At 65.5% G+C, this 22,522-nt stretch carries 23 protein-coding genes; 17 read left to right on the top strand and 6 right to left on the bottom strand.

The annotated features are described in order from the left end of the window. Window position 1: 1 nt before the first annotated feature. The 5 genes from ABT304_RS08915 to ABT304_RS08890 all read right to left on the bottom strand — a co-directional run bounded on the left by ABT304_RS08915 (window position 2) and on the right by ABT304_RS08890 (window position 5,224). Window positions 2–793: a 2OG-Fe(II) oxygenase gene (locus tag ABT304_RS08915; protein WP_350714536.1), complete on the bottom strand. Its 792-nt coding sequence runs from the start codon at window positions 791–793 to the stop codon at window positions 2–4. A 47-nt stretch (window positions 794–840) separates the two neighbouring features. After that, window positions 841–1,872: a zinc-dependent alcohol dehydrogenase gene (locus tag ABT304_RS08910; RefSeq protein ID WP_502890302.1), complete on the bottom strand. Its 1,032-nt coding sequence runs from the start codon at window positions 1,870–1,872 to the stop codon at window positions 841–843. Between the two features lie 14 nt (window positions 1,873–1,886). Next, window positions 1,887–2,684, bottom strand: a complete 798-nt coding sequence (locus tag ABT304_RS08900) for a glycosyltransferase family 2 protein (protein ID WP_350714534.1) — start codon at window positions 2,682–2,684, stop codon at window positions 1,887–1,889. Then, window positions 2,681–4,129, bottom strand: a complete 1,449-nt coding sequence (locus ABT304_RS08895) for a pyridoxal phosphate-dependent decarboxylase family protein (protein ID WP_350714532.1) — start codon at window positions 4,127–4,129, stop codon at window positions 2,681–2,683. Before ABT304_RS08895 ends, ABT304_RS08900 begins: the two co-directional genes overlap by 4 nt. A 450-nt stretch (window positions 4,130–4,579) precedes the next feature. Then, window positions 4,580–5,224 carry a TetR/AcrR family transcriptional regulator gene (locus ABT304_RS08890; RefSeq protein WP_350714531.1) on the bottom strand — a complete coding sequence of 215 codons (645 nt, stop codon included), beginning with the start codon at window positions 5,222–5,224 and terminating at the stop codon, window positions 4,580–4,582. A 271-nt stretch (window positions 5,225–5,495) separates the two neighbouring features. On the opposite strand from ABT304_RS08890, the gene ABT304_RS08885 reads away from it, so the two are divergent. Genes ABT304_RS08885 through ABT304_RS08870 form a run of 4 tightly spaced genes read left to right on the top strand, consistent with a single transcriptional unit; the run spans window position 5,496 to window position 9,004 of the window. Continuing rightward, on the top strand, window positions 5,496–6,740 hold the full coding sequence (locus ABT304_RS08885) for a glycoside hydrolase family 15 protein (protein WP_350714529.1): 1,245 nt from the start codon (window positions 5,496–5,498) through the stop codon (window positions 6,738–6,740). Next, the gene (locus tag ABT304_RS08880; RefSeq protein WP_350714528.1) at window positions 6,737–7,540 is read left to right on the top strand and encodes a glycosyltransferase family 25 protein; all 804 of its coding nucleotides are present in this window, start codon (window positions 6,737–6,739) and stop codon (window positions 7,538–7,540) included. The genes ABT304_RS08885 and ABT304_RS08880 overlap by 4 nt, the downstream gene beginning before the upstream one ends. 4 nt (window positions 7,541–7,544) lie before the next feature. Then, window positions 7,545–8,333, top strand: coding sequence for an alpha/beta hydrolase (locus ABT304_RS08875; RefSeq protein WP_350714527.1), 789 nt, complete (start codon window positions 7,545–7,547; stop codon window positions 8,331–8,333). Further along, window positions 8,330–9,004, top strand: a complete 675-nt coding sequence (locus tag ABT304_RS08870; RefSeq protein WP_350714525.1) for a DapH/DapD/GlmU-related protein — start codon at window positions 8,330–8,332, stop codon at window positions 9,002–9,004. Before ABT304_RS08875 ends, ABT304_RS08870 begins: the two co-directional genes overlap by 4 nt. A 62-nt stretch (window positions 9,005–9,066) precedes the next feature. Here ABT304_RS08870 and ABT304_RS08865 read toward each other — a convergent pair whose 3' ends face one another. Then, the gene (locus tag ABT304_RS08865; protein ID WP_350714523.1) at window positions 9,067–9,711 is read right to left on the bottom strand and encodes a HalD/BesD family halogenase; all 645 of its coding nucleotides are present in this window, start codon (window positions 9,709–9,711) and stop codon (window positions 9,067–9,069) included. Window positions 9,712–9,938: 227 nt separating this feature from the next. Between ABT304_RS08865 and ABT304_RS08860 the strand changes: the two genes are divergently transcribed. The 13 genes from ABT304_RS08860 (at window position 9,939) to ABT304_RS08800 (ending at window position 22,488) form a co-directional block, all read left to right on the top strand. Continuing rightward, window positions 9,939–11,246: an NsdA family TPR-like regulatory protein gene (locus ABT304_RS08860; protein WP_350714521.1), complete on the top strand. Its 1,308-nt coding sequence runs from the start codon at window positions 9,939–9,941 to the stop codon at window positions 11,244–11,246. Next, window positions 11,239–11,763, top strand: coding sequence for an NUDIX domain-containing protein (locus ABT304_RS08855; RefSeq protein WP_350714520.1), 525 nt, complete (start codon window positions 11,239–11,241; stop codon window positions 11,761–11,763). Before ABT304_RS08860 ends, ABT304_RS08855 begins: the two co-directional genes overlap by 8 nt. Before the next feature lie 192 nt (window positions 11,764–11,955). Next, window positions 11,956–13,521, top strand: coding sequence for a hypothetical protein (locus ABT304_RS08850; protein ID WP_350714518.1), 1,566 nt, complete (start codon window positions 11,956–11,958; stop codon window positions 13,519–13,521). A gap of 217 nt (window positions 13,522–13,738) precedes the next feature. Continuing rightward, window positions 13,739–14,656, top strand: a complete 918-nt coding sequence (locus ABT304_RS08845; protein WP_350714517.1) for a bifunctional DNA primase/polymerase — start codon at window positions 13,739–13,741, stop codon at window positions 14,654–14,656. Then, window positions 14,653–15,021: a hypothetical protein gene (locus ABT304_RS08840; RefSeq protein WP_350714516.1), complete on the top strand. Its 369-nt coding sequence runs from the start codon at window positions 14,653–14,655 to the stop codon at window positions 15,019–15,021. Before ABT304_RS08845 ends, ABT304_RS08840 begins: the two co-directional genes overlap by 4 nt. After that, window positions 15,018–15,905, top strand: a complete 888-nt coding sequence (locus ABT304_RS08835) for a hypothetical protein (protein ID WP_350714514.1) — start codon at window positions 15,018–15,020, stop codon at window positions 15,903–15,905. Before ABT304_RS08840 ends, ABT304_RS08835 begins: the two co-directional genes overlap by 4 nt. Then, window positions 15,895–16,929: a ParB N-terminal domain-containing protein gene (locus ABT304_RS08830; RefSeq protein ID WP_350714512.1), complete on the top strand. Its 1,035-nt coding sequence runs from the start codon at window positions 15,895–15,897 to the stop codon at window positions 16,927–16,929. The genes ABT304_RS08835 and ABT304_RS08830 overlap by 11 nt, the downstream gene beginning before the upstream one ends. Window positions 16,930–17,171: 242 nt before the next feature. Beyond that, window positions 17,172–17,666 (top strand): cell wall protein, encoded by a 495-nt coding sequence (locus ABT304_RS08825; RefSeq protein ID WP_350714510.1) that lies wholly within the window; start codon window positions 17,172–17,174, stop codon window positions 17,664–17,666. A gap of 13 nt (window positions 17,667–17,679) precedes the next feature. Next, a complete protein-coding gene (locus ABT304_RS08820; protein ID WP_350714508.1) occupies window positions 17,680–18,816 on the top strand; it encodes a M23 family metallopeptidase in 1,137 nt (378 codons plus the stop codon). 36 nt (window positions 18,817–18,852) lie between these two features. After that, on the top strand, window positions 18,853–19,326 hold the full coding sequence (locus ABT304_RS08815) for a hypothetical protein (protein WP_350714507.1): 474 nt from the start codon (window positions 18,853–18,855) through the stop codon (window positions 19,324–19,326). Window positions 19,327–19,396: 70 nt separating this feature from the next. Continuing rightward, a complete protein-coding gene (locus ABT304_RS08810) occupies window positions 19,397–19,708 on the top strand; it encodes a DUF6112 family protein (RefSeq protein ID WP_350714505.1) in 312 nt (103 codons plus the stop codon). A gap of 3 nt (window positions 19,709–19,711) precedes the next feature. Continuing rightward, window positions 19,712–21,034 (top strand): TrbL/VirB6 family protein, encoded by a 1,323-nt coding sequence (locus ABT304_RS08805; protein WP_350714503.1) that lies wholly within the window; start codon window positions 19,712–19,714, stop codon window positions 21,032–21,034. After that, a complete protein-coding gene (locus ABT304_RS08800; protein WP_350714501.1) occupies window positions 21,031–22,488 on the top strand; it encodes an SCO6880 family protein in 1,458 nt (485 codons plus the stop codon). The genes ABT304_RS08805 and ABT304_RS08800 overlap by 4 nt, the downstream gene beginning before the upstream one ends. The last annotated feature ends 34 nt before the right edge of the window (window positions 22,489–22,522 follow it).

The following is a 22,522-nucleotide window of genomic DNA, read 5'->3' as shown; positions in this document are numbered from 1 at the left end:
GTCAGTTCAGCAGCCTGATCGCGAAGTCGTCCGCCGTTAGGCCGTCCTCGAATAGCAGCCAGGTCTGCATCGTGAGCCTGGGCGCGTCTTCGAACGGCCGTACGGCGTGCGGCAGAGCTGGGTTCCACACAACCAGGTCGCCCTCGTCGGGCTTGACCAGGCAGCACGGCGCGGACCCTGGGATCTCGTCAGGCCCGAACAGATAGGACTGGGTCGAGTTGCGGTAGTCGCCGTCGTGCTTCCAGATGCGGGTGCCTCCGCCTTCTTTCGGCATGCGCAGGTAGACGTTGGCGGTCAGGCAGTTGCGGCGACCGGTGTCGGCATGAACCAGTTCACCGGAGGAGTCCATGACCCGGCCGACGCCGGCCAAGCTGATCCTGCCGTCCTTTCGGTACACGCCGGCGCCGCGGGGCGCGACCTCGTCGAGTTCGAGCCGGAGTCGATCGATGGGGGCAAGTGCAGGGGCTGCAGCAGCTCGGACCTCGCGAATCGCCTCCACGGCTCCCGTGGATTGCGCTGATCCGTCGTGTGCGGTGTCCACTGGCCCGACGCGATCAGAGTCTGTCGCGGTGAAGTCGCGGCCCGGCTGGACACCGGCACCGTCGGGTCCGCGGCTGGCCCACCGGACGCGGTAGTTGGTTCGATCGGGGTGCCGGATCAAATGTCCGACGATGCGCCGGCGTGCCTCCGGGTCGCAGAAGCCCGGCACCCGCACGGCCGCCAGACGCTCGTTCCTCAGGTCGACCAGCAGGTCCTTGTCGAGATGGTCGGTCGTGATGACGTCCCAGGTCATGACTCTTCTCTCCTCAGTCTCGTTCGTCGGTGCGGATGCGGCTGCGGTCAGCAGTGCGAGCGAATCCGGCGGGGAACTCCCCGCGATGACCCCAGGTACGTGGTTGCGTCGCCGTTCGCGGGTCCGGTCTCGTCGATATCGGTGTGCAGAACGACGTGGATCGCGTCCGTATCGGGGTCGGCCCGCAGCCGTAGCGCGGCTTCCGCCTCGGCCATCGGCAGATCGTGGGTGCGGAGGCGACGCAACGGCACCAGGCCATCGGTGATGAGTCGCATCGCTTCGTGCCATCTCGCCCGTGCTTGGCGGACTCCGTTGACCATCTCGCCTTCCTTGATCAGGGAGACGCTGCGGCGGTGCAGCGCCATCACATCGATGGATGCTTCGTGCTCCAATCCGCCGTACGCGACGATTCGCGATCGCGGGCGCATGAGTGGCACCACGTCGTTGACGACGCAGGTTCGCGTGGCCACGATCGCCAGATCGAACCCGCGGGGGTGCGCGTCACCGAGGTCGCCGGCCACGTCTTGGATCCGTCCGACCCATGCCTCGGTTGCACCGAACTCGCCGGCCAGGGCGACCTTGGCGGAGCTGGGGTCGACAACCGTCAGGCTCCGACAACCGTGAAGGCCAGCAAGAACTGTGATGAGCAGACCGCTAAGTCCCTGACCGACGAAGAGGACGTCGGAGCCTCGTTCGATTCCGGTGTCCCATGCTGCCATCGCAACGCCGGGCAGGACTTCGAGTAAGCAGCCGTCGGCCAGGTCGATCCGGTCGTCGAGGACCAGAGTGTTGGTCGGAGTTGTGACCAGGTAGTCGGCCATCGCACCCCAGCCTTCGATGCAGGTGACCCGGTCCCCGATCCTCACGCCGGTCACACCCTCGCCGATCTGGTCCACTACTCCGGAGACCTCGTGGCCGACCACTGGGTGGCCGTGAACGATTTTCGGTGGTCGGGCCCCGGTGAATATCTCGACGTCTGAGCCGCAGACACCTACGCACGCGACCCGAAGCCGGATCTGGCCCGGACCAGCAACTGGGTCCTTGACGATGACGCGTCGCAGGACTCCTGGCTCGGGCATGGTGAGCAGCCTCATCAGCGCATCACCTGAACTGGGAGGCGCTGCGGCGACCGCGGCGCTGAGGGGTAGTAGTAGTCCACGAGCACCTCGGGGACCTGAACGACGGCGTTGTCCCCGAAGGCCGCGATAACGCGCTCGGCCAGATCCAGGTCGTTGTGTCGACGAGAGGCGACTCGCTTGCCCTGGTGGGCGTTGACGTCGGCACGTCGCGGGTGGACGGTGTGCCACAGCGAGCCGAGGACAGCGAATACCGAGGCGCGGTGCATCATCTCGTTCGTGTCGATGTACTGCCCACGGCCGAGCTGTCGCACGTCGAGGTCGTCGTGCGCGAAGACCACCCAGTCATCACCTCGATCCGTGACTTCGCGTGAGTCGGCGGCGATCACCGCGTCGATGTCGGAGGGGTGGTGGAAGTTGCGCGACCGGCAGTAGACCAGCTGCGCGTCCGGGCTCTCGATGAGCGCGGTGGACAGAACTTCCAAAGCGCTCGGGTTCCAAGCGTTATCTGCATCGAGGTAGGCGATGAAGGCTCCCCGCGCGAGTTGGAGTCCGTTGTTGCGCGGCTCCCACTCGATGTTCGATCGTCGGCTGTTCGTCGTGTTGCGCATCACCCGGACCCGCGGGTCCGTGCGGTGGTAGTGCTCGAGGACATCGGCGGTCGCGTCGGTGGAAGCGTCGTCGACGACGATCAACTCGATGTCATCGAGGGTCTGGGACAGGACGCTGTCGATCGCCGTCGGCAGCACCGGTGCCAGATTCCACACCGGCATCACCACCGACACCAGCGGCTCGGCGTCCATGCCGTCTCTCATGCCCGGACCTCATCGCCGAACAGGGTCGGCGCGGAGGAGACCTCGAACCCGACCTTGACCACTGTCTCCAGGCACTCGCGTACAACCGCCCAGGTGGTCAGCGGGTTACCGAACATCATTCGCAGCGCGAACACTGACCCCTTGGCAGCGTCCACCCGGGCAGCGTCGTCACGCGCAGGAAAGGCGTGGACGAAGAACGGCGTACGTGTGTTAAGCCGCTCGTGAATGACCCGGTTCAGGCGGTTGAGCCGCTCGGTCTCCCCCACCGCGTCTGCCCCGTCAGCCCTGCCTGACCAGTTCGCATCGTCGGGCACGTACATGAACGCGACCGCGTTGTGGCTCACGTCGGGGTTGATCAGCTGAAGCGCGGGTTGGTCCTCGATCCAGTCCGCGGCACGCCGCGCGAGGTCATGGCGGCGGTCGATCTCCGCAGCGAGCCGATCCCAGCCCCAGTGCTGCAACATCAGCAGGAGCTTGAGCGAGATGAAGCTCTTGGAGTTGATGCCAGGCGTGAAGCCGCCCAGGGATTCCTCGTCCTGATTGATCAAGCTCGTGGGATCGCCGGTGAAGTAGGTGAGCCAGGATGGGTCACGGAGGAAGAAGAGGCTCATGTTGTACGGGACCATGAGCACCTTGTGCGGATCCATGGAGACGCTGTTGGCCCGCTCGACCCCTGCCATTAGGTGACGGCGACGTGGGCTGAACAGCACCTGGCCTCCCTCGCAGGCATCCACGTGCAGCCAGATGTCGTGCCGCTCGGCGGTTTCCGCCAGCCTCTCCAGGTCATCGAAGGCCATGAAGCGGCTGTCACCTGCGACTGCGAAGATGCACATGATCTCCTCGCCACGTTCGCGGACTTGTTCGATCCTGCGCTCGAGGTCTTCGGCATCCGTTCGGAAGTACGTGGTGCCGACCTCAAACAGGCTTTCCTCGGCCAGGCATTCCTTGGCGCGTTCCGCGGCGGAGAGGTCGCGGTTGCCGAGGCCGAGCATGAACAGGCTCCGGCGCAGCGAGAAGTGCGTGAATGGCCGGTTCGCAAGCACCCTTGTGCGACGTGGGTCGAAGGCTCGCCCTTGGGCGGCGAGGCGTTGCTTGAGGTGCTCGCGAGCTGCCAGGAGGCAGGAGAAGTTCGCTCCTGCTCCGCCGAATACAACTCCCCCGCCGGCGCTCGAAGCGCTCTCGACATCACCCACGTCGTAGCCGACTACGCGGCGTATGGTCCGCAGCAGCTCGGTCTCTACAACGGTGGCCGCCGGACTGTAGTCAAACGACGACAGATTCTGCTGCAGGAATACATCGGCGACTCCGCCGAGTACGCCGGCGGTCGAGTTGCCTGCGTCGGGGTGGGCCAAGAACGAAGGCGCTGAGAAGTTCAAACAGGCAGGTAGCACTTCGGTCGTGAACCGGGAAACCACCGCATCCAGATCTGCTCCGGCGGTGGACACCTCGGCAGCCTTCCGAAGTCTTGCTCGATCCAGTCGCCCAGGCGTAACGGAGTGCGGATTGGCCGCCTTGAACTCAAGGCACGCCTCGACCATGTTGCTGAGGGCCGATTGGAAGGCATCCGTTGTCGACGACTGCAGAACATGTAGCGAGCTCAAACCAACCTCCGAACCGGTTGTCCGCGCGAGCTATCTCCCGCGAGGTCTGGAATGACCCCAGCCATGACGCCAAGACTGGTCGGCATGGCCGGGGCCTCGAACTACTCTCGTGGCGTACGTCGCTGCACCAGCAGGGCAATTAAGGAAGGCGGAGACGGCATTCTGTGACGTACGTTCCGGCAATCTGGCAATCAGACAGATGAGGTCACTGGCCCGCTTCACCGTTGCCAGCGCTTCCGCCGTCGACACCACCCTGTGGCGGTGCGGCGACTGGCTCGTCGGCCGCGTGCTTTCTCACTGGGTGCAACGCTCCTCGATGAGCGCCGACATGAGGTCGCTGGCGATGGCCGCGGCTTGATCGATTCGATCTTGGGGAACGCCGCAGACTCGCAGGCACGCGGCGGCGATCGCGTCAGCCTCAGCACGACCGACTTTGTCGCCGTCGGCACGGCTTCTGATCACGGTCTCGGCCTGCTCGATCAGGATGCCGCCCAGCTGTTTGATGCTCACCGTGGCGGCCACCCGCTCGCTGACGACCTTTGCTCCCAGCCTGCCGTATGCGTCGGCTAACTCCCGACGCGCGGGCTGGAACTGACCGTAGACCACGTTCATCATGACGTCGGGCATCGCGTAGAGCTTGCCAATGTTGTGTGGCACCCTGGCGAGGGTGTCGACGTCGATCAGGGCTAGCAGGTACAGCGTCGCTTCCGGAACTTCGCCGGGGCACTCCACCTCGATCTTCTCGAAAATGTCGAGACTGGGCCGCACCGATAGCAGCAACAATTCCTCAAGGATCTCGTCCTTGTTCTGGAAGTGGTGATAGAGACTCGCCTGCCGGATCCCGACCGCCTCAGCGATCTCCCGGGTCGAGGTCCCCGCGAACCCCTGGTTCACGAACAGGCACGCTGCAGCGTCGAGGATCTCCTCCCGCGGCGGCAACTCGCTCCTGCGGCTCTCAATGCGCGGCCGGCCCGCTCTGGGACGAGACACGATTGTTGTTGACGTCATCGGACCCACAACGTTCCTCGGGATCCTCCGGCGCCGCACACGCCGTCGATGTCTACGCGGGGTGCTCGTTCCACACTGGTCTCCAATGTCGGCTTGCCTGGTTTAAGACCCAAGCCTGCTGATCCCGCACCTCGGTGGACCAGGCCCTTTACTCCCCGTGTTGCTGGTCACTGAGCCGACGCACTGGACATATCCTGGACAGATGGTGTCCAGCACAGCACCCTCGGCCGATGAGCTCACGAGTGACCTAAAGCGTCTGCGCGCGGGCCATGGTTTGGCTCGGCCAACAGCGCTCCTCACTGCCCTCACTGACCCTGTCCGCGCCTACTTCGCGGATGGGACCATAAACGAGCCAGGTTCAGCTGCGGAGGTAACGCAGCTCGTGGCGGTACTTCGGCGTGCGATCGAGGGGCTCGCAGACGATGAGCGCCTCTATGTCGAGGTCGACTTCAACCTCCTCCCGGAGCATCGATATCCCACTCTGACCGAGCGTCAGGAGTCGCTCGCACGTCTGCAGAAGTGCGCAGCGAAGACTGTCCGACGTCGCGCAGACCGGGCACTGGACACCCTTGCCTACCTACTCCTCAGCAGGGAGCTGAGATCGCCCACCCCACCGCCGTCAGCGTCCGCCGAACCTGTCCGGCCTGCGGCGCGAACCCAAGAGGTAGCCGGTGAGATCACACCCTGGGCGGACGACCTCCGTGCCTTTTGGCACCTGTCGAGCGGATCTCGGGTCGACATCGTGTGCTCGGAGATCCCGGAGGACGAAAGCCCGGAGTACGCATCACCAACCGACCGGAACTATCTCCGCTACGCCAAGTTCGCGGACCTCGACACGCTCATCTACCTGCGGACCAGGTTCGCGCAACTCGCCCCGACAGTGACCGTTCGAGACTTCGCCCCGTCGGAGTACTACGACACACAAGCCGATGTCGTCGTCGTGGCCGGTGGACCTCCGTGGAACGCCACGTATCGCGAGTTCCTTCCACACCTGCCGTTCTACTTCCAACCCAATCAGCTGGGCGAGGACGACCCACTGGTCGTGCCGGGCCTCGACGGGCTGACCCTCGGCCCACGATGGACCGAGCGGCAAGAGCTCCTCGAAGACCTCGCCGTGTTCACCCGCCTCACACTGGCCCAAGGCACGACCGTGTTCCTGCTCGGTGGCTGCCTGACCTTAGGCGTGCTCGGTGCCGCCCGCAGCCTGCTGGAAGCAGAACGGGGCGCACGCAGCGTCCGCTACGTCACCGAGCAGGTCGGCGAGGACGACTTCGTCCTGGTCACCGAAGCCCGCCGGGTCGGCGGCATCACCGACGTAGCCGACCTGACGCTGGTCAACCCACTACTGCTGCTCTCTCGACGAAACAACGATCCGTTCACCACAGTCATCGACAACTCCGACCGCTACACAGTCAACCAGCCGGCTACAGAGACAATCGCGCGGTGACTTCAGCCGCCGACATCCGGACCTACGTAATCAACTTGAAGCGACGACCCGATCGCCGCGCATGGATGACTCGTTCGCTTCCCGCCGAACTCACGGCGACCTTCACCTCAGACTGGCAGGGTCCATTCGACGGCCAAGAGCTTCGCCAAGCAGACCTTGAAGAGGCCGGCTACAAGCTCTTCCCCTGGCAGATCGAGTCTGACAACTCGTGGTGGAGCCGTCCACTGAAGTACGGGGAGATCGGCTGCACTCTGTCGCATCTGGCCTGCTGGCGCCACGCCGCTCAGAACGGCAACGAGCCGTACATTCTTGTTCTCGAAGACGATGCGGTTCTGCAACCGACGTTCCTGGAAGACCTGCTAGAAGGTTTGGGACGCCTCGACGGCCACCACGCCCGCTTTGACCTCCTCTACCTGGGGCGCTACCTACTGGATCCCGACCAGGAAGCCGTTCCGGGGTTCGTGGCGCCTGGCTACAGCCACTGCACGTTCGGCTATCTACTCACCAGGCCGGCCCTTGGGGTCCTGCTCGCCACCCAGTTGGAGAGCGCTGTGGTCCCGGTCGACGAATTCCTGCCCTCGCTCTACATCGATCACCCCCGGGCCGATCTCCGCGCTCGATTCCCCCGCCAACTCACCGCCCTCGCCTTCGACCCGCCCATCGTCCACCAGCGACCGAAGGACGACGCCGGAAGCGACACCGAGGACTCCGCCTTCGTCACCGCCGTCTCTGAGAGACGCGACCGCAACGACATCCGGCACACTGGGCGGGCGCAAGCGGCCACAGGTGATGAGGAGTAGTTGGATGCAGCAGGTTGAGTTGACGTCGATCGATGGCATCGGGCTGGATGCCGCGTGGCACCCCGCCATCGGACAGGGTCAGCGAGGCGCGGTCGTGCAGGTCCACGGAATCAATGCCGACATGACCGAAGGCGGCATGTTCATTCGGCTCGCTGACCGGCTAGCAGAGGCAGACTTCAACGTGTTGAGGTTCTCGTTCCGCGGGCATGGCAACAGCGGCGGAACCCAACGAGGCGCGACGATCGCAGGTGAGATGCTCGACCTCCAGGCGGCCATTGACTACGTGACCGATCGATCTCCAGGGCGGTTGTCGATCGTGGCCTCGAGCTTCGGCGCAGTATCAACCTCGCTCTCCCTTCCCTGGCTCGATGGACGCATCGACCGCCTCGTGCTGTGGAATCCCGTCCTCGACCTGAAACACACGTTCACCAACCCAGAGCTCCCATGGGGCAAGGAAAACTACAGCCCGGACCAGCAACGCCTGCTGCACACCCAGGGCTATCTCGTGATCGACGGCGAGTTCGAGGTAGGGCGGGTGCTGTTCGAGGAGTTCCACCACTACGAGCCGCTCACCTACCTGGCAGCGAGTTCGATCCCAGCACTCATGGTGCACGGCGACCGAGACAGCGCCGTCTCCTACGACATCGCCCAGCACGCGGCTGAAACCAGGCCCAACACCAACCTCCACACCGTCCGCGGTTCGGATCATGGATTCGACACCCGCGAACGAGAAGACGAGGCGGTCGAAGCCACCACAGACTGGCTGATCAGCAACGACAGGAGTCCCGCGTGAACATCGAGTCGCTGTACGCCCCTACCGACATCGATCCCAGCACCATCGTCGGTAGACACAGCGTTATCGGGTACCCCAAGGAAGAACGGCTGCGGACAGAACAACGCAACCCAGGATCAGCTTCCAACGGCAGGCCAGTTTCCATCCGGGCTAACTGTCTCATCGGCAACCACGCCATCATCCACGAAGGCGTACAGGTCGGAGACGACTGTGTCATCGAGGACCGCGTTCGCATCGGCTACGACAGCACCATCGGCGACGGGACACGGATCGTCTACGGTGCCTACATCTGCGACCGAGTCACCATCGGAGCAAGCGCAACAGTCGCCGGCTTCATCTGCGACGGAACCACGATCGGGGACCGCTCCACCGTTATGGGAGAACTGGTCCACGAATACACCCGCCCACACGAGGGCTGGTGGGACGTCGACGAAGAACCACCCGTGATCGAAGCCGACACCGTAATCGGCTACGGCGCACACGTCATCGGCGGAGTACACATCGGCCCACACAGCTACATCGCCGCAGGCGCAGTCGTAACCAAAGACGTCCCGCCAGAACACATCGTGACCGACGTCAATAACCACACCCCAACGATCCAATGGACGGGTCGCCGTCTGCAGAGCTTGATCCGCCATTGGCAGGCGAGGCCAAGCGCACAGACGCGATGACGCCGCCTGGTCTTCTGCTCGCCCGACGATCACCGTTCCGCCCCGGAGAGTAAAACCTCTGGCTAGCCGTACAGCAATGCCGCAGAACGGGTCCGATGGGGCTGGGGACGGCCAGCCAGGTCGTAAGCGCAGACCACAGCGATCCGTCGTCCAGCCGTAACAGGTGCTACCGAGTGCCGTACCGCACTCGCGTGCAGGATGTAGGCGTCACCGGCCGACAAGGTCACCGACCGCGACCTGCCATTTGGCATCTGCAAGAGCAGCTCACCGCCACCATCAGGCGGCGGTGCCTCCACGACCAACACGAACGCAACCTCATGGTCGTCCACGTGGGCACCATGAGTGTCACCGGACCGGTGAAGGTAGTTGACGACAACAGCCTCGATGTCACCGACAAGCGGCGCCGGCTTCACCGCCGCGTGCGACTCGATGGCCCGCAAGACGCCCGGGTCCTCATAGAGCTGCCAAGTTTCCCGGCAGGTGCGCTCGACCTCGCGTGCCGACAGATTCGACATACGGCGCGGCGTATCCCCCATCTCCGCGATAACCAGGTCTCGACGGGCAGCATCAAGAGCAGCCCGTTCCAACTCCGCCTTGATAGCCCTGAGCGCAACATCACCTACGAAGGCAGGAAGATGGAGCCACGGTCCATTCGGCCACGCCGGATCTCCGTCCACACGCGGGAACATGGTTGATTCGTGAGTCACGGAAGCAGTGAACTGGACCTCGCTAGAGTCAGCAAGCCCAGTCCATGGTCGTTTTCTTGCTCACTATCTCCCAACAGAACGCCGACGGTTTTCGAGATGCACATCCACTTTGCATTGGTAGGCTGCTGACCCTTGAGGCAATCTGGCGGCAAGGTTCAGGCATTCTGGAGTCCGGCCGTCAAAGCGCCCACGATCGACACGGAACCTCGGGCCGAGGAGGCCACTCCTTGACGAACGACCTGCTCCGAGCTCGACGGATGGGCATGATCTCTCCGTCGACGGGGCGCCCGATGACTCGAGGGGAGCTCGCGGAGGCGGTCAACCGGCACGTCTGGGCAACTGAGCAGCAAGAGATCAGCCTCGATGCTGCGACTGTTGCGCGCTATGAGCGAGGGCTGATCCGTTGGCCGAACGCGACCTACAGGGCCGCATTGTGTGCGGTCCTCGAAGCGGAGCGAGATAGAGACCTCGGTTTCTATCCGACGCGGCGTGGTCGCTCTGCAGGCCGCCTGGGCAGCAAGCTCGAGCAGTTCGAGGAGGGTCCGCCGCTGTCGAGCGATCGACCCTCGTTGCCGACCGTCCGCGCCGACCAGGACTTACCGCCCTTCGCCCACCCCGAGACGTCGCATGCCGCAGCCATGGAGTCGTTCCGTCTCGCCGATCGACGGGTGGGCGGCGGGCACATGTACGGCGCCGTTGTCGCATACCTCAACAGCAATCTGGCACGTGACCTGCTGGCGGTTGCAGACACGGAAGGGGCTTCACCGTTCACGGTTGCTGCCGCGCTTTCTGAGATGGCTGGTTGGATGGCGCACGACGCCGGGAACGACCCGCTTGCAGACCAGCACTTCACGCGAGCGATCCGCCTCGCTGCCGTGGACGGCGACGCTCAGGTCACGGCCCATGTCATGGGGAGCGCGGCACACTTGGCACTGCTGCAGTCCGACCCCGATCGCGCCACCGTCTACGCGGCTCGCGGTCTCGAAACGGCGCGAGACACATCGATCCCCGGACTTCTTCGGGCGCGGCTCTTTGGCATGAAGGCTCGCGCCGCTGGGGCTCGGGGTGACCGACAAAGCACCCTGGAAGCACTGCGCGTAGCCGAGAAGGAGGTCACACAAACGGGCTCGAAACCTCTGTCGAAGTGGGTGAGCAAGTTCGATGAAGGGTCGCTCGCAATGGAGGCTGCTCGTGCTCTCCTCACAGTCGGCGATGTTCGCGGTGCCAGCGAGCAAGCCGATCGAGTGGTCGCGCTGAGGTCGAATGACCGTCCGCGGTCACGCGCGTTGGGGCAACTCATGCTTGCCCGATCCGTCCTCCGTTCGGGCCAATCCGACCACGCTGCTGTACTCGCCCAAGAGGTTCTCGCCACCACCGCACACCTCGGATCAGGAGTAGTCGCCACCGAACTGGAGGACCTCGGACGGAGCATGGCCAAGGTGGAACATGGCGACGTAGCACAGCGCGTTGCTCTACAGATCCAGAGAGAGATGACGTGGCGCCTCGGCTCCACAGCAAGGTTGACCCGTGGCTGAGCCGCCCATGTATGAGCGCTCCCCAGAGGAGTGGACCAACTATCTCGCAGAGGGCAACGCAACTCAGCCGCGAAAGCGTGTGGCTGCTGACGCATTGATCCGCGATAGCGCCGGACAAGTTCTACTTGTCGATCCCACCTACAAGCCGGACTGGGACATCCCGGGCGGCATGGCCGAGGCCAATGAGCCGCCGGATCAGACCGTGGAGAGAGAACTCCGCGAAGAGTTGGGGCTGACCCTGAAGGTCGGGCGGCTGCTCTGTGTCGACTGGGTGTCGCCGCACGGTCCCTGGGACGACTCACTCTGCTTGGTGTTCGATGGCGGCCGCCTCACCCCCGCCGAAGTCGACGCTCTGCATGTCGCAGACCCCGAGCTGGCGAGCTTCGAATTCTGTCCACGCGACACCGCCATCGGGCGCCTTAACCCACGCATGGCGCGACGGTTCACGGCCGCTTGGGACGTGCTGAGTGACGGGGCTCCGCCCCGATACCTTGTCGATGGCGTTGCTCGGGCGTAGAAGCAGCACGTGGCCGGGTGTCAACATCGCTGAGCGGGATGAACTACAGACGGTGGTCCTCGACTACGAGCCGGAGTTTTCATCGCTCGTCCTTCAGCGGTACTGACCTCGGAGCAGGGCCTGCCAACCAACCACCACCTGGCTGACCACCAGGCGGTCGGTTTGCTGAACGATCGATCGAAGGAACTCGGGATGCTCAACGACGTGATCGGGGCCGTGTGGAGCCTGCTCACCTTGCCGTACAGGGCCGCGGCGGCCGGCGACTCCGCACCGACGGCCGGCATGCCCACGTGGATCTACGTCCTGGTTGTGGGCTCGCTGATAGCAATGCTCCTCTGCCTCGCCCTGTTCACGATCGGGCAGGCGGCTTGGTTCGCAGGGGCATTCGCGTTGCGCAGGGGCTATGCACGCTTGGACCGTGGGGGTCCGCTGGCTTCGAGGCGCATAAACGCCGTGATCTTCGTTCGTACCCAGTCCACGATGGAACTCATCTGCGCGTCCCTCAGCCGACCAGGGTTCTGGCTCGTGCGCGAGACCTTCTGGCCGGCGGCTGAAGTCGCCGCGCTCGTAAGGGAGAGCGACGCCGGGCGGTTCGGCTGGAGCCGACCTCGTCTCCTGGCCGGGGCGCTGAGGTATTTCGTCGTCGGTTCGTTTGGCATGGCCGCAACCTGCCTCTTTTGCCTTCGCGCGCTCGCGACGGGACCGGGCATCTTCGCCATGGCTGCCACCACTTGGGTGACCTATCGAGGCGACTTCGCGACCTGGACCAGCCGCGCAGACGGCTGGGGTGCTGCCCTCGGGTCGATCCCGATCGGGGTCTACGCGTTCGGCTTCACGCTGGCCATCTTCATGGTTCGGTCAACCACCGGATGGACACGCAGAGGGCTCGTGCAGTGGCGCATCGAAAACGCCAAAGAGGCCACCAACGCGCTCAATCGGGCACGCGCTGCCCTCACGATCATCGAGGTGGAACTGCAGGGCGCGATCACCGACTGGTACATCGTCGCCGGAATCAGGCGAGCCGACATCCGGGACAAGCTCGATGACTGGGTCGAAGCAATCAGCGAGGAGAAGGCGCGCGAGGTCGGATTCGCCGATGGTCATACGACCGCGCGGAGCCGGCAATCCACCCAGCTCAGCATTGAGCCGTTCGATCTCCGTGAAGAGGCCGAACCGTGGACCGACTCACCCTTGGCAATCAATTTGCGTGAGAGCCAGGCCAAGATGCTGAAGAGCGTCGAGACTCTCGCGGATCTGGCAGGTGATGACCACGTCGCTGGCGCGGTCGCGCGACTGGCACCTCGTTCGGCAGCTCCGTTTGTCTCGCGGACATCGTCGCTGCGCTCTGCGCTGGAGGATCTTGGCCTGCAGTGGTTGGATACGCGCTCCGAGGCAATCGCCCGTGGCATGCGCACCAGGCTCGCCTTCGAAGAACTCCGCCTCCACGAGACCCTGGCCGATCCCGCAAGGTCAGGGTCGAGCTCAACGGACGATCACGAGCAAAGCGCAGCGGCCCACACCAACACCGATGCTTGCGATAAGGCAGAGGAACTCGCAGCCGTTGCGCTGTTCAGAACCAAGCTGGCCAACTGCGTTGCCGAGGAGAGCACCCGCCTCGAACACACCGTGGAGCGTCAAGCCCGCGAGCTGTGCGAGACCGAGGTCCGAGTGCGCCGAGCACGAGCAGCCCTTGAGGCTCTCCTCTATCCGCGCCGGCCACTGGCAGGGATGCGCGACAACGTCCGCAGCGGCAGCTGACAACCCAGTCGACTACCACAGCCAACTCGCGGACGCCTGCGCCATCGATCCGACACCTTCCGCGGCGGGGATCTCGAGGCACGATGGACAACATGCCGACGACTTGGGGAGCAGCCCGATGACCTGCGAAAACAACTACTCCTCCCCCAATTCCCAGTGAGGGGAGCAGCCGAAGAGGCAAGCACCAGGGCAACCCTCCGGAGCCAGTGTCGTGGACATGGATCTCTCGACACAACGCCCCTCGCGCTGGGTGACGAGCGCGATCAAGAACGCCGCCGAATCGGGTCACCTTCCGACCGCGGCCACGACGCTGGCTCGCGCCGGCATCCCGGTCTTCCCATGCGTACGCGGTGGTAAGGAGCCACTGACCGCGCACGGGTTCCACAGCGCCACCAGCAATCTCCAGCAGATACGCCGTTGGTGGCAGCGGATGCCAGAGGCCAACATCGGCATCCCCACCGGCACCGCGTCCGGGTTGGTCGTCGTCGACGTCGACGTGCACCGCACAGGTGATGGGTTCCGTGCGTTCTCAACGGCGATGGAGACCGGTCTGACCCAACGGTGGGCATGGATGGTCCGCACGCCCTCGGGCGGCATGCACGCCTACTTCGCGGCGACCCCTAGCCTCGAGCAACGAAACTGGTCACTGCCGAGCCGACATGTGGACTTCCGTGGCGATGGCGGTTACGTTGTCGCGCCTCCGTCGATGGTCGCCTCTGGTGACGGCGCCCTGCGGCCGTACTCGCTGATCACCTTCGGGGCTCGCCCCGGGCCGGTTGACTCGGTCGCTCTGAACCGCCACCTCGCCCCACCCGCTCCGCCGCCGCGCCCGCCAGATGTGATTCCGGCAGCTGGCTCGTCGCCTGAGCGGTTGGCGGCTTGGGTCGCCCGGCGCCCGGAGGGCGCCCGCAACGGTGGCCTGTTCTGGGCCGCATGTCGGATGGCCGAAGCCGGCCACGACTTCTCCCACACCTCTCGTCTCCTGGGCGACGCCGCAGCGTCCGCAGGTCTTCCCGAAGTGGAAGCGCTCAAGACGATCAAGTCGGCGTTCAACACCGCCCGCCGCCTCGGGCCGACACCCATGTCGACGAGTACCTCGAGAGCCACCGAGCCGACGAACGGGGTGGCGCTGTGAACGTCCAGAACGCCTACGACCACGACCCCGACCGGCGTCTCAACGAATCGACCGTAGAACAGGCAGGCACCGCGCGCGAGCCGGCGCCGCTCGCCATCCACCGCGACCCTTCACAGCATTCTCGCAACGATGTGGCCGCACAGCGCCCGAGGAACGGCGTCGCCTGGGTGCGTCCCAGCGACCTACCCACCATGATCGGCAGCCGAGTCATCGGCCGGGGCCTCGACCTCAAGGCCGAGTTGGTACGTCGCGCCAACTTCCCTTCACGCCCGAAGCCCCCGAAGGCACGGGTGACGAAAACCGCGATTGCCGAGCCTGGGCCGCCGTCGATCACCCACCAGCGCATGGGCGGGATCTCGCTATGAGTATTGACAGCGGCATCAGCACGAGGATCCGCACGGGCACTGACTTCAAGAGCCCAGAAGGGCTGCGGGCACTCCTGCTCGAGCTCCGTCTCGCTGGCCCGGAGGCATGGCGCCAAGATGACGACGCGTTCGCGTTGATGGCCTACATCAACGACAAGTACGCCGCGCTGGCAGTCAAGCACCAGCTGCGCCCCGAGGACGCCGCGTACGCGGCCTTCGAAGCGCTACGCAGTGATGCTGTGCTCACTGCCGATGACCCGTGGGCGGTCGTCACCCAGGCCGTGCGGATCTCATTGATCGCCGAGGAACGCGCCGACGGGCTGCTCTGCTCCAATCACCAGGCCCGCCGCACCGAGGTCATGGTCCACCACGACGCCGAGCGGTTCAGCGACCGAGACAACCCGCTCACCGACTACCACCCAGCATTCTCGATCTCCGCCGAGGTCGACACCGACGAGGCACCACCTGGCAAGGCAACCCAGGCATTCCGGGAGGTAGCCCGTCTCTTCGCCTCGCTGGGTTGGCCGCGAGCCACGATCGACCACGCCCTCACCTATGTCGAAGCGAGGTTGATGGCGTCGGGCAACCGCGTGACGGCACATGAGGGGCTGCGCCGCGACGCGCTGGCGCTCAAGGTCCTCGACCTCCCTCTCTCAACCTGGTCGACGTTGCTCACGGTCGTGCTGGGCAACCCGCATCCCGACTACGAGCACACCAAGACCGGCCACGGTCTCCTCTACCGCTTCGGTACTAACGAGGGACCGCGGGACGTCCTTGTCAGCGGCGACGATCTGGACGGCGACTTGGTCGCGCTGATCGCCGGCTGCGCACCCCGGCTCACCCCGGAGAACCGGCTGCGGAAGGCGCTCGCACATGCCAGCTAACACCGACTCCGAGCGTGCCCTCGACTCGATCATCGTCGGCGTACGCCACCGCAAGGACCTCGGCGACATCGACGAGCTCGCTGAGTCCATCCACGAGCTCGGCATGCTTCACCCGATCACCATCACCCCCGACGGCGTCCTCGTCTGTGGCCGCCGCCGGCTCGAGGCAGTACGTCGCCTCGGCTGGCGCACCATCAAGGTCTGGGTCCGCTCCGGTATCTCCGACGCCCTCACCCAACTCCTCGCCCAACAAGACGAGAACGCACTGCACAAACCGCTCTCCCCCATCGAGCAGACCGAGCTCTACACCGAGCTCAAGAGGCTCTACGCCGAGGACGCACAGCACCGCCAGGAGGCAACCCAGTTCGGTGCCGACGGCCCAGACAGCATGCCTGGCAAGAAGGCATCGGGGGAAGTGAACGGTGCCGGACGCCGTCCGGCACCGCAAGGCACCCGGGGCGGCGGAGACACCCGAACCCAAGCCGCTCGGGCCATCACCGGCGAGCAGTCCTACCACCGATTCGACCGCATCGCGTTCCTCCAAGCCGTCTCCCGCGACCCGTTCCACCCTCCGACGGTCCGAGAGCTGGCCGCCTCCGAGCTCGACGCCGTCGAAGGTGGCGCACCGGTCGAGCCGGCCTACCGCCGCGTCAAGGCAGCCATCGAGCTCGCCTCCCAACCCGACACCGACACTGACGACCTCGACAGCCTCGCCGCCGAAGCCCTGGACCGTGTCCGCCAGAAACAAGCCCGCCGCGGCATCCGAGCCCTCCAGAAGAGCCCACCGGAACCCCTCGCCGGCGCCCAACCCGACAAGCCCGCCAAGTACCGCACGCTCCGATCCTTCCTCCTCACCTGGACCGAGCTCGAGGGCTGGACCAAGCACTACGACGTCAACCAACTCGCCCACGACATCAGCGACGAGGAGTACGCCCGCTTCGACCGGGTGATCACCGAGTCACTGACCTTCCGTGACCGACTCACCCACGCACGGACCGGATCGCTCGATCCCAGCACCGCCTGAACCACGGGTTGCGCGCCGGCCACCCAAGCGCACATCTGCTCATCCACCCACCGAACCAGGAAAAGCTCATGCTCATCCGAGGACTCAGCCAGACCGCACGGACCAAAACCCTTCTCCTCGCAGGAACGGCGGCGACCTTGACCGCCGTGGGAGCCGGGGTCGCCTTGTCGCGAGGAGAACCGGACACCGCCCCACAACCACGCCCGGACAGCATCTCGACTGAGCATGCCCGCTCGGCGCCAATGCCTCACGGCGGTGGGCAGGTCGTCCGAACCGATGACCCCGCCGCATTCGCTGTCTCAGTCTCGGAGGTCCTGTTCGCCTGGGACACAACGGCACCCACACCGCTCACCGAATACGCCGGCCGCCTGCTCGCCGTCGCCGACCCCAGTGGCGAGGAGTCGGCCGGACTCGTCACCGACCTGACCACGTACCTCCCCTCTCCCGAGTCCTGGGAAGACCTGAAGACGTACGAGACTCGCCAGTGGATCGACATCACCTCCTACAAAGTCCCCGACGCCTGGAAGAGTGCCGAGTTCAATGGCGAGACGACCGACCTTGCCGACGGCACCACCGCCTACACGGTCACCGGGCTACGCCGGCGCTCCGGCATCTGGCAGGGCAAACCGGCACAGACGGTCGACGAGGTCTCCTTCACCATCTTCATGACCTGCAAGCCGACGTACGACACTTGCAAGCTCCTTCGGCTCTCCCAGCTCAACAAGCCTCTCCGCTGAACCGCCCTCGACCATGCGCACCGTCCTCATCGTTGCCGTCGTGATGGCCGTGCTGCTGGCTCCCACGGCGTGCCTCTCCAGCGTCTCGATGCTGAGCATGACGCTGCTTGGGACCAGAAGCACCTGCGGCGGCATGCTCAACATCGGCGAGGTTCCCGACCGCCTCACCGTGCGCGCGAGCGACGGGTTCACGTTCGCGCTCGACCGCACCCAGCTCACCCACGCCGCGACGATCGCCACCGTCGGCAGCCGCACACCCGGCGTCGGCCGCGACGGTGTACGCATCGCCCTCATGGCAGCCCTGACCGAGTCGAGCCTGCGGATGCTGGCCAACACCAGCGCCTGGCCCGATTCCACCCGGTTCCCCAACGACGGCAACGGCGGCGACCACGACTCCCTCGGCTTGTTCCAGATGCGCCCCCTCGCGGGCTGGGGCACCGTTGCCCAGCTCATGGACTCGACCTACCAGGCGCGCGCCTTCTTCGGCGGTGAAACCGGCCCGAACCGCGGTTCGCCACGTGGGCTACTCGACATCCCCGGTTGGCAACAGCTCCCGCCGGGTGCGGCCGCCCAGGCGGTCGAGGTCTCGGCGTTCCCGGACCGGTACGCCCGTTTCGAGCCCGTTGCCGACGCGATCCTCGAGGCCCTCACATCTCCTGCGGACGATCAGCCGGCGAGCGCACCAGAGTCCAGCAAGATCGTGTTCCCACTCCCGAAGGGAACCTGGAGAGCCACCAGCCCGTACGGTCCGCGTATTGATCCTGTCACCGGCGCGAACTCGCTCCACACCGGCAACGACTACGCCGCCCCGCTTGGAACCCCGATTCTCGCCATCGGCGACGGAATCGTGACCTACGCCGGCGCTCACCCCTCCGGCTACGCCCACCTCATCCTCATCGACCACACCATCCGCGGCCGCAAGGTCACTTCCGGCTACGCCCACATGTACGGCAACGGCATCCACGTACGCGTCGGCGACCACGTCACGGCGGGCCAGCACATCGCTGACGTCGGCAACGACGGCAAGTCGTTCGGTCCTCACCTCCACTTCGAGATCCGAGTCGACGGCCACGCCACCAACCCGACCGGATGGCTGAGCGACTCACAACCTGTGTCTGCTGAGACCGTCTCCCCCTGTGCCTCAACGTAGATCGGACGCTAGGCGGCGAGAGCACACCTGGTGCCCATGACCACCTCCCATGAGAACCCGCTCGCGACCGTGACCGTCAACGACCTGCGCATCGACGTTTGGTATGCAGAAGATCGACGTGACGAGGACGGTGGAGTCCGCCGCGCGTACGGCTATCGCATCTCCGACAGCGACCCCGTCCACAAGCCCGTCGAGGCGACCGACCTCGAGTCACGTGTCGGGTCCGACATCGATGTCCACCAAGCCCTCTCAACGTTGATCAGCTTCTTGACCGCTGCCGCCGACGGCTACCGTTACGCGATGGCCAATCCCGGTGCAGACCCGGAGAGCCTGCGCCTGTTTCCCATGTGGGTGGGCGAGGCCGCGTATATGAACGAGGACGAGCTCGCCATCCTGACCTTGGACTCCAGCGACGTTTCGATGGACCGTCGCGCGGACCTGCTCGATCAGCCCCCGCTCGGGGCGGGACGCCAAGTGCGCCCGTCGACTCTCCGCCTCAACGGCGACTGATCAACAATCCTCCGGGATGCCGCGCGCACCTGTCCGACGTCCATCACTCAGTCATTGAGGGAGCACGTCCATGAACGCGATTCACACCGGTGTCGCCACCCACCTGGGACTGAACGTCAACATCAGCCCCAACACCAACGGTCTCCCCGGCATCGCCCAACTCCGCGAGATCGTCGGCGCGATGATGACAGTCGCCCTGATCCTCTCAGTCCTTGCCCTGCTCGTCGCCGCGATCGTCTGGGCTCTGGGGGCAAACTCGAGCAACCCGCACCTCGCTGGCCGAGGCAAGCTCGGCGTCCTCGTCGCTCTCGGCGCCGCGATCGTTACCGGTGCCAGCGTGACGCTGATCAACTTCTTCTGGAACGTCGGACAGTCGGTGTGAGCAATGAGCGTGTGCGACGTACCCGGCATCAGCAAGGTCTGCAACACCGCCGGCGAACAGGCCGTGAACGTGGCGACCCTGCCGTTCCAATGGCTCGCCGACGCCCTGGCCGCCACCGCGAAGGCGCTGATCGAGACGACCTGGACAGTCATCGACGACACCACCATGGTCGACCTCACCACCGGCCACTTCACCAGGATCTACAACATCGTCTTCGGCATCGCGATCGTCGTCATGCTCGGGTTCTTCCTGCTGCAGATCGTCACTGGCCTGATCCGCCGCGAACCCGCTGCCCTAACCCGCGCGATCCTCGGCCTGGCCAAGTCGGTCATCGGCTCGTTTCTCGCCGTCGGTCTCCTGGCCACCGCGCTCGAGATCACCGACCAGCTCGCCCGCGGCATCGTTCACGCGGCGGGGACCAACATGGATCAGATGGGGGAGGAGATGGCCGTCCTGGCCGCCTCGGTCGCTGCGATCAGCACGAAAAACCCCAGCGTCGGGATCATTCTCACGATCATCATGGCCGGCCTCTTCATCGGCGCCACGTTCCTGGTCTGGCTCAGCCTGCTGGCTCGCAAGGCTCTGCTTCTGGTCGCCGTCGTCCTCGCTCCATTCGCCTTGGCCGGCGCCTCCTGGGATCACACCCGCACGTGGGTCTCCCGGTGGGCATCGTTCGTGATCGCTCTGATCCTGTCCAAACTCGTCGTCGTGGTGATCTTCCTGCTCGCCACCAGTCAGGTCTCCGCTCCGATCGACGCCGATCTGACCAGTCTCTCGGAGCCCCTCTCCGGCGTCGTGCTCCTCCTGATCGCCGGCTTCGCGCCCTACCTGACCTACAAGGCCATCAACTTCATGGGCTTCGACATGTACCACGCCATGTCCGCCGAACAGGAGACCAAGCACGCCCTCAACCGCCCGCTCCCCGTGCCCATCCGCCAACCCGTCCTCCAACCGCAGAGAGTCTTAGGCGGCACCGAGGGATCCGCCCGTGCGCCTTCAGCGCCCACAGCCCCGACGGGCAGCGGTTCCGCCGCCTCCTCCAGCAGGGCACCAGTTGCCACCTCGTCGACCGCGGCTGCGGTGCCAGCCGCGGCCGGCGTCATCGCCACAGGGCACGTCGCTAAGGAGACCGCCACCGCGGGTCCCACGGTCGCCTCGTATCTCGGCGCTACCGCCGGCCAGCACTCCGACGGGGCCGCGCAGACTCAGGCAACTGCCCAGCCGGTCCCGCCGGACACCCCATCGGGGTTCGTCGCACCGGCGCCCAACGCGCCGGCACCACATGTGGTCGACCCCATACCTGAGGCCCGGCCGAGGTCATCATGACAACCGACCTCACCCCGTACGACCTCACGCCGGTCAAGTTCTCCCGCCTCGCCCGACGTGGCGTGCTCCTAGGTCTCACCGGCGGTCAACTCCTGACCCTCGGCCTCGGGGCCACAACCCTGCTACTGGGCCTCTACACCGCTGGCGGTACGGGCCTGATCGTCGCGACCCCGGTTCTCGCGATATCAGCGGCATTGACCTGGGGCAGCATCGGCGGACGCCGCCTGGTCACCTGGCTCCCGATCGCGACGGCATGGGTATGGCGAATGATGACCCGCCAACAGGACTACCGCCGCCCCATCAACCGACCCCGGCCTGTAGGAACCCTGGCACTCCCCGGCGACGCGGCCTCGCTCCGTCAGTGGGTCGATAAGGAGACCGGCGCGGTTATGGTCCACGACCCTCACGCACCGACTCTGACCGCGATCATCGCCGTCACCCATCCCGCCTTCACCCTCCTCGACCCGGCCGAGCAGCAACGCCGCGTCACCGGCTGGGGTCGCGTACTCGCAACGACCTGCCGCTCCGGCCGCATCGCCGGCCTCCAAGTCCTCGAACGCACACTGCCCGACTCCGGCAAGAGCCTCACTAACTGGTGGAACAACCACGGCACCCACGACAACACCTGGGCCTCCAACACCTACGCCGAGCTCATCGACCGCGCCGGCCCCGCCGGCGAACGCCATGCCACCACCATCTCCCTCACCCTCGACATGAAGGCCGCCGCCCGAGCAATCCGAGCCTCCGGGCACGGCATGCGAGGCGCTGCCACCGTCCTCCGGCAGGAGATGACCACACTCACCGCCGCCCTCCGTTCCGCCGACCTGGTCGCCGGCGACTGGCTCACCCCGAGCGACCTCGCGCTCATCCTCCGCACCGCCTACGACCCTGGGATCGCCACCGCGCTAGAACGCCACGGTGCACTTGGCCGCGACCTCGCCACCGCCGGCCCCATCGCAGTCTCCGAGTCCTGGGGCACGCTGCGCTCTGACTCCGCCCACCATGCCGTGCTGTGGATCTCCGAGTGGCCCCGCTCCCAGGTCTACCCCGGCTTCCTGGCCCCACTCCTACTCACCACCGGCATACGCCGCACCCTCTCCCTCCACTACCAGCCCCTACGCACCGACCTCGCAGCGAGAGACCTACGCCGCAAGAAGACCGAGTACATCTCCGACGCGGCTCAACGCGCCAAGATCGGCCAGATCGACGACGCCCAACAGAACGCCGAGTACGGCGACGTCCTCCGACAAGAAGCCGACCTCACCAACGGCCACGGCATCCTCCGCCTCACCGGCCTCCTCACCCTCAGCGCCGACACCCCCGACGCGCTCGAACAAGCCGTCGCAGCCGTTGAGCAGTCCGCGATCCAGGCATCCTGCGAGACTCGACGACTTTGGGGCCAACAAGCCCAGGCCTTTCGCACAGCTGCCCTACCCCTTGGTCACACGAGATAGGGCCCCTCTTGGCGACGCGGCAACGGTGTAGGAC

This window comes from Nocardioides sp. NPDC000445 (assembly GCF_040300245.1).
Taxonomy (GTDB): Bacteria; Actinomycetota; Actinomycetes; order Propionibacteriales; family Nocardioidaceae; genus Nocardioides.
This window is presented reverse-complemented; position numbering and strand designations above follow the sequence as displayed.

Excerpts from the sequence above, each read along its gene's own strand:
- ABT304_RS08820 (WP_350714508.1), top strand. The coding sequence starts at position 17,680 with ATGCGCACCGTCCTCATCGTTGCCGTCGTGATGGCCGTGCTGCTGGCT.
- ABT304_RS08835 (WP_350714514.1), top strand. The coding sequence starts at position 15,018 with ATGAGTATTGACAGCGGCATCAGCACGAGGATCCGCACGGGCACTGAC.
- ABT304_RS08845 (WP_350714517.1), top strand. The coding sequence starts at position 13,739 with ATGGATCTCTCGACACAACGCCCCTCGCGCTGGGTGACGAGCGCGATC.
- ABT304_RS08875 (WP_350714527.1), top strand. The coding sequence starts at position 7,545 with ATGCAGCAGGTTGAGTTGACGTCGATCGATGGCATCGGGCTGGATGCC.
- ABT304_RS08900 (WP_350714534.1), bottom strand. The coding sequence starts at position 2,684 with ATGAGAGACGGCATGGACGCCGAGCCGCTGGTGTCGGTGGTGATGCCG.
- ABT304_RS08830 (WP_350714512.1), top strand. The coding sequence starts at position 15,895 with ATGCCAGCTAACACCGACTCCGAGCGTGCCCTCGACTCGATCATCGTC.
- ABT304_RS08815 (WP_350714507.1), top strand. The coding sequence starts at position 18,853 with ATGACCACCTCCCATGAGAACCCGCTCGCGACCGTGACCGTCAACGAC.
- ABT304_RS08805 (WP_350714503.1), top strand. The coding sequence starts at position 19,712 with ATGAGCGTGTGCGACGTACCCGGCATCAGCAAGGTCTGCAACACCGCC.
- ABT304_RS08915 (WP_350714536.1), bottom strand. The coding sequence starts at position 793 with ATGACCTGGGACGTCATCACGACCGACCATCTCGACAAGGACCTGCTG.
- ABT304_RS08825 (WP_350714510.1), top strand. The coding sequence starts at position 17,172 with ATGCCTCACGGCGGTGGGCAGGTCGTCCGAACCGATGACCCCGCCGCA.
- ABT304_RS08885 (WP_350714529.1), top strand. The coding sequence starts at position 5,496 with ATGGTGTCCAGCACAGCACCCTCGGCCGATGAGCTCACGAGTGACCTA.
- ABT304_RS08850 (WP_350714518.1), top strand. The coding sequence starts at position 11,956 with ATGCTCAACGACGTGATCGGGGCCGTGTGGAGCCTGCTCACCTTGCCG.
- ABT304_RS08810 (WP_350714505.1), top strand. The coding sequence starts at position 19,397 with ATGAACGCGATTCACACCGGTGTCGCCACCCACCTGGGACTGAACGTC.
- ABT304_RS08800 (WP_350714501.1), top strand. The coding sequence starts at position 21,031 with ATGACAACCGACCTCACCCCGTACGACCTCACGCCGGTCAAGTTCTCC.
- ABT304_RS08910 (WP_502890302.1), bottom strand. The coding sequence starts at position 1,872 with ATGCCCGAGCCAGGAGTCCTGCGACGCGTCATCGTCAAGGACCCAGTT.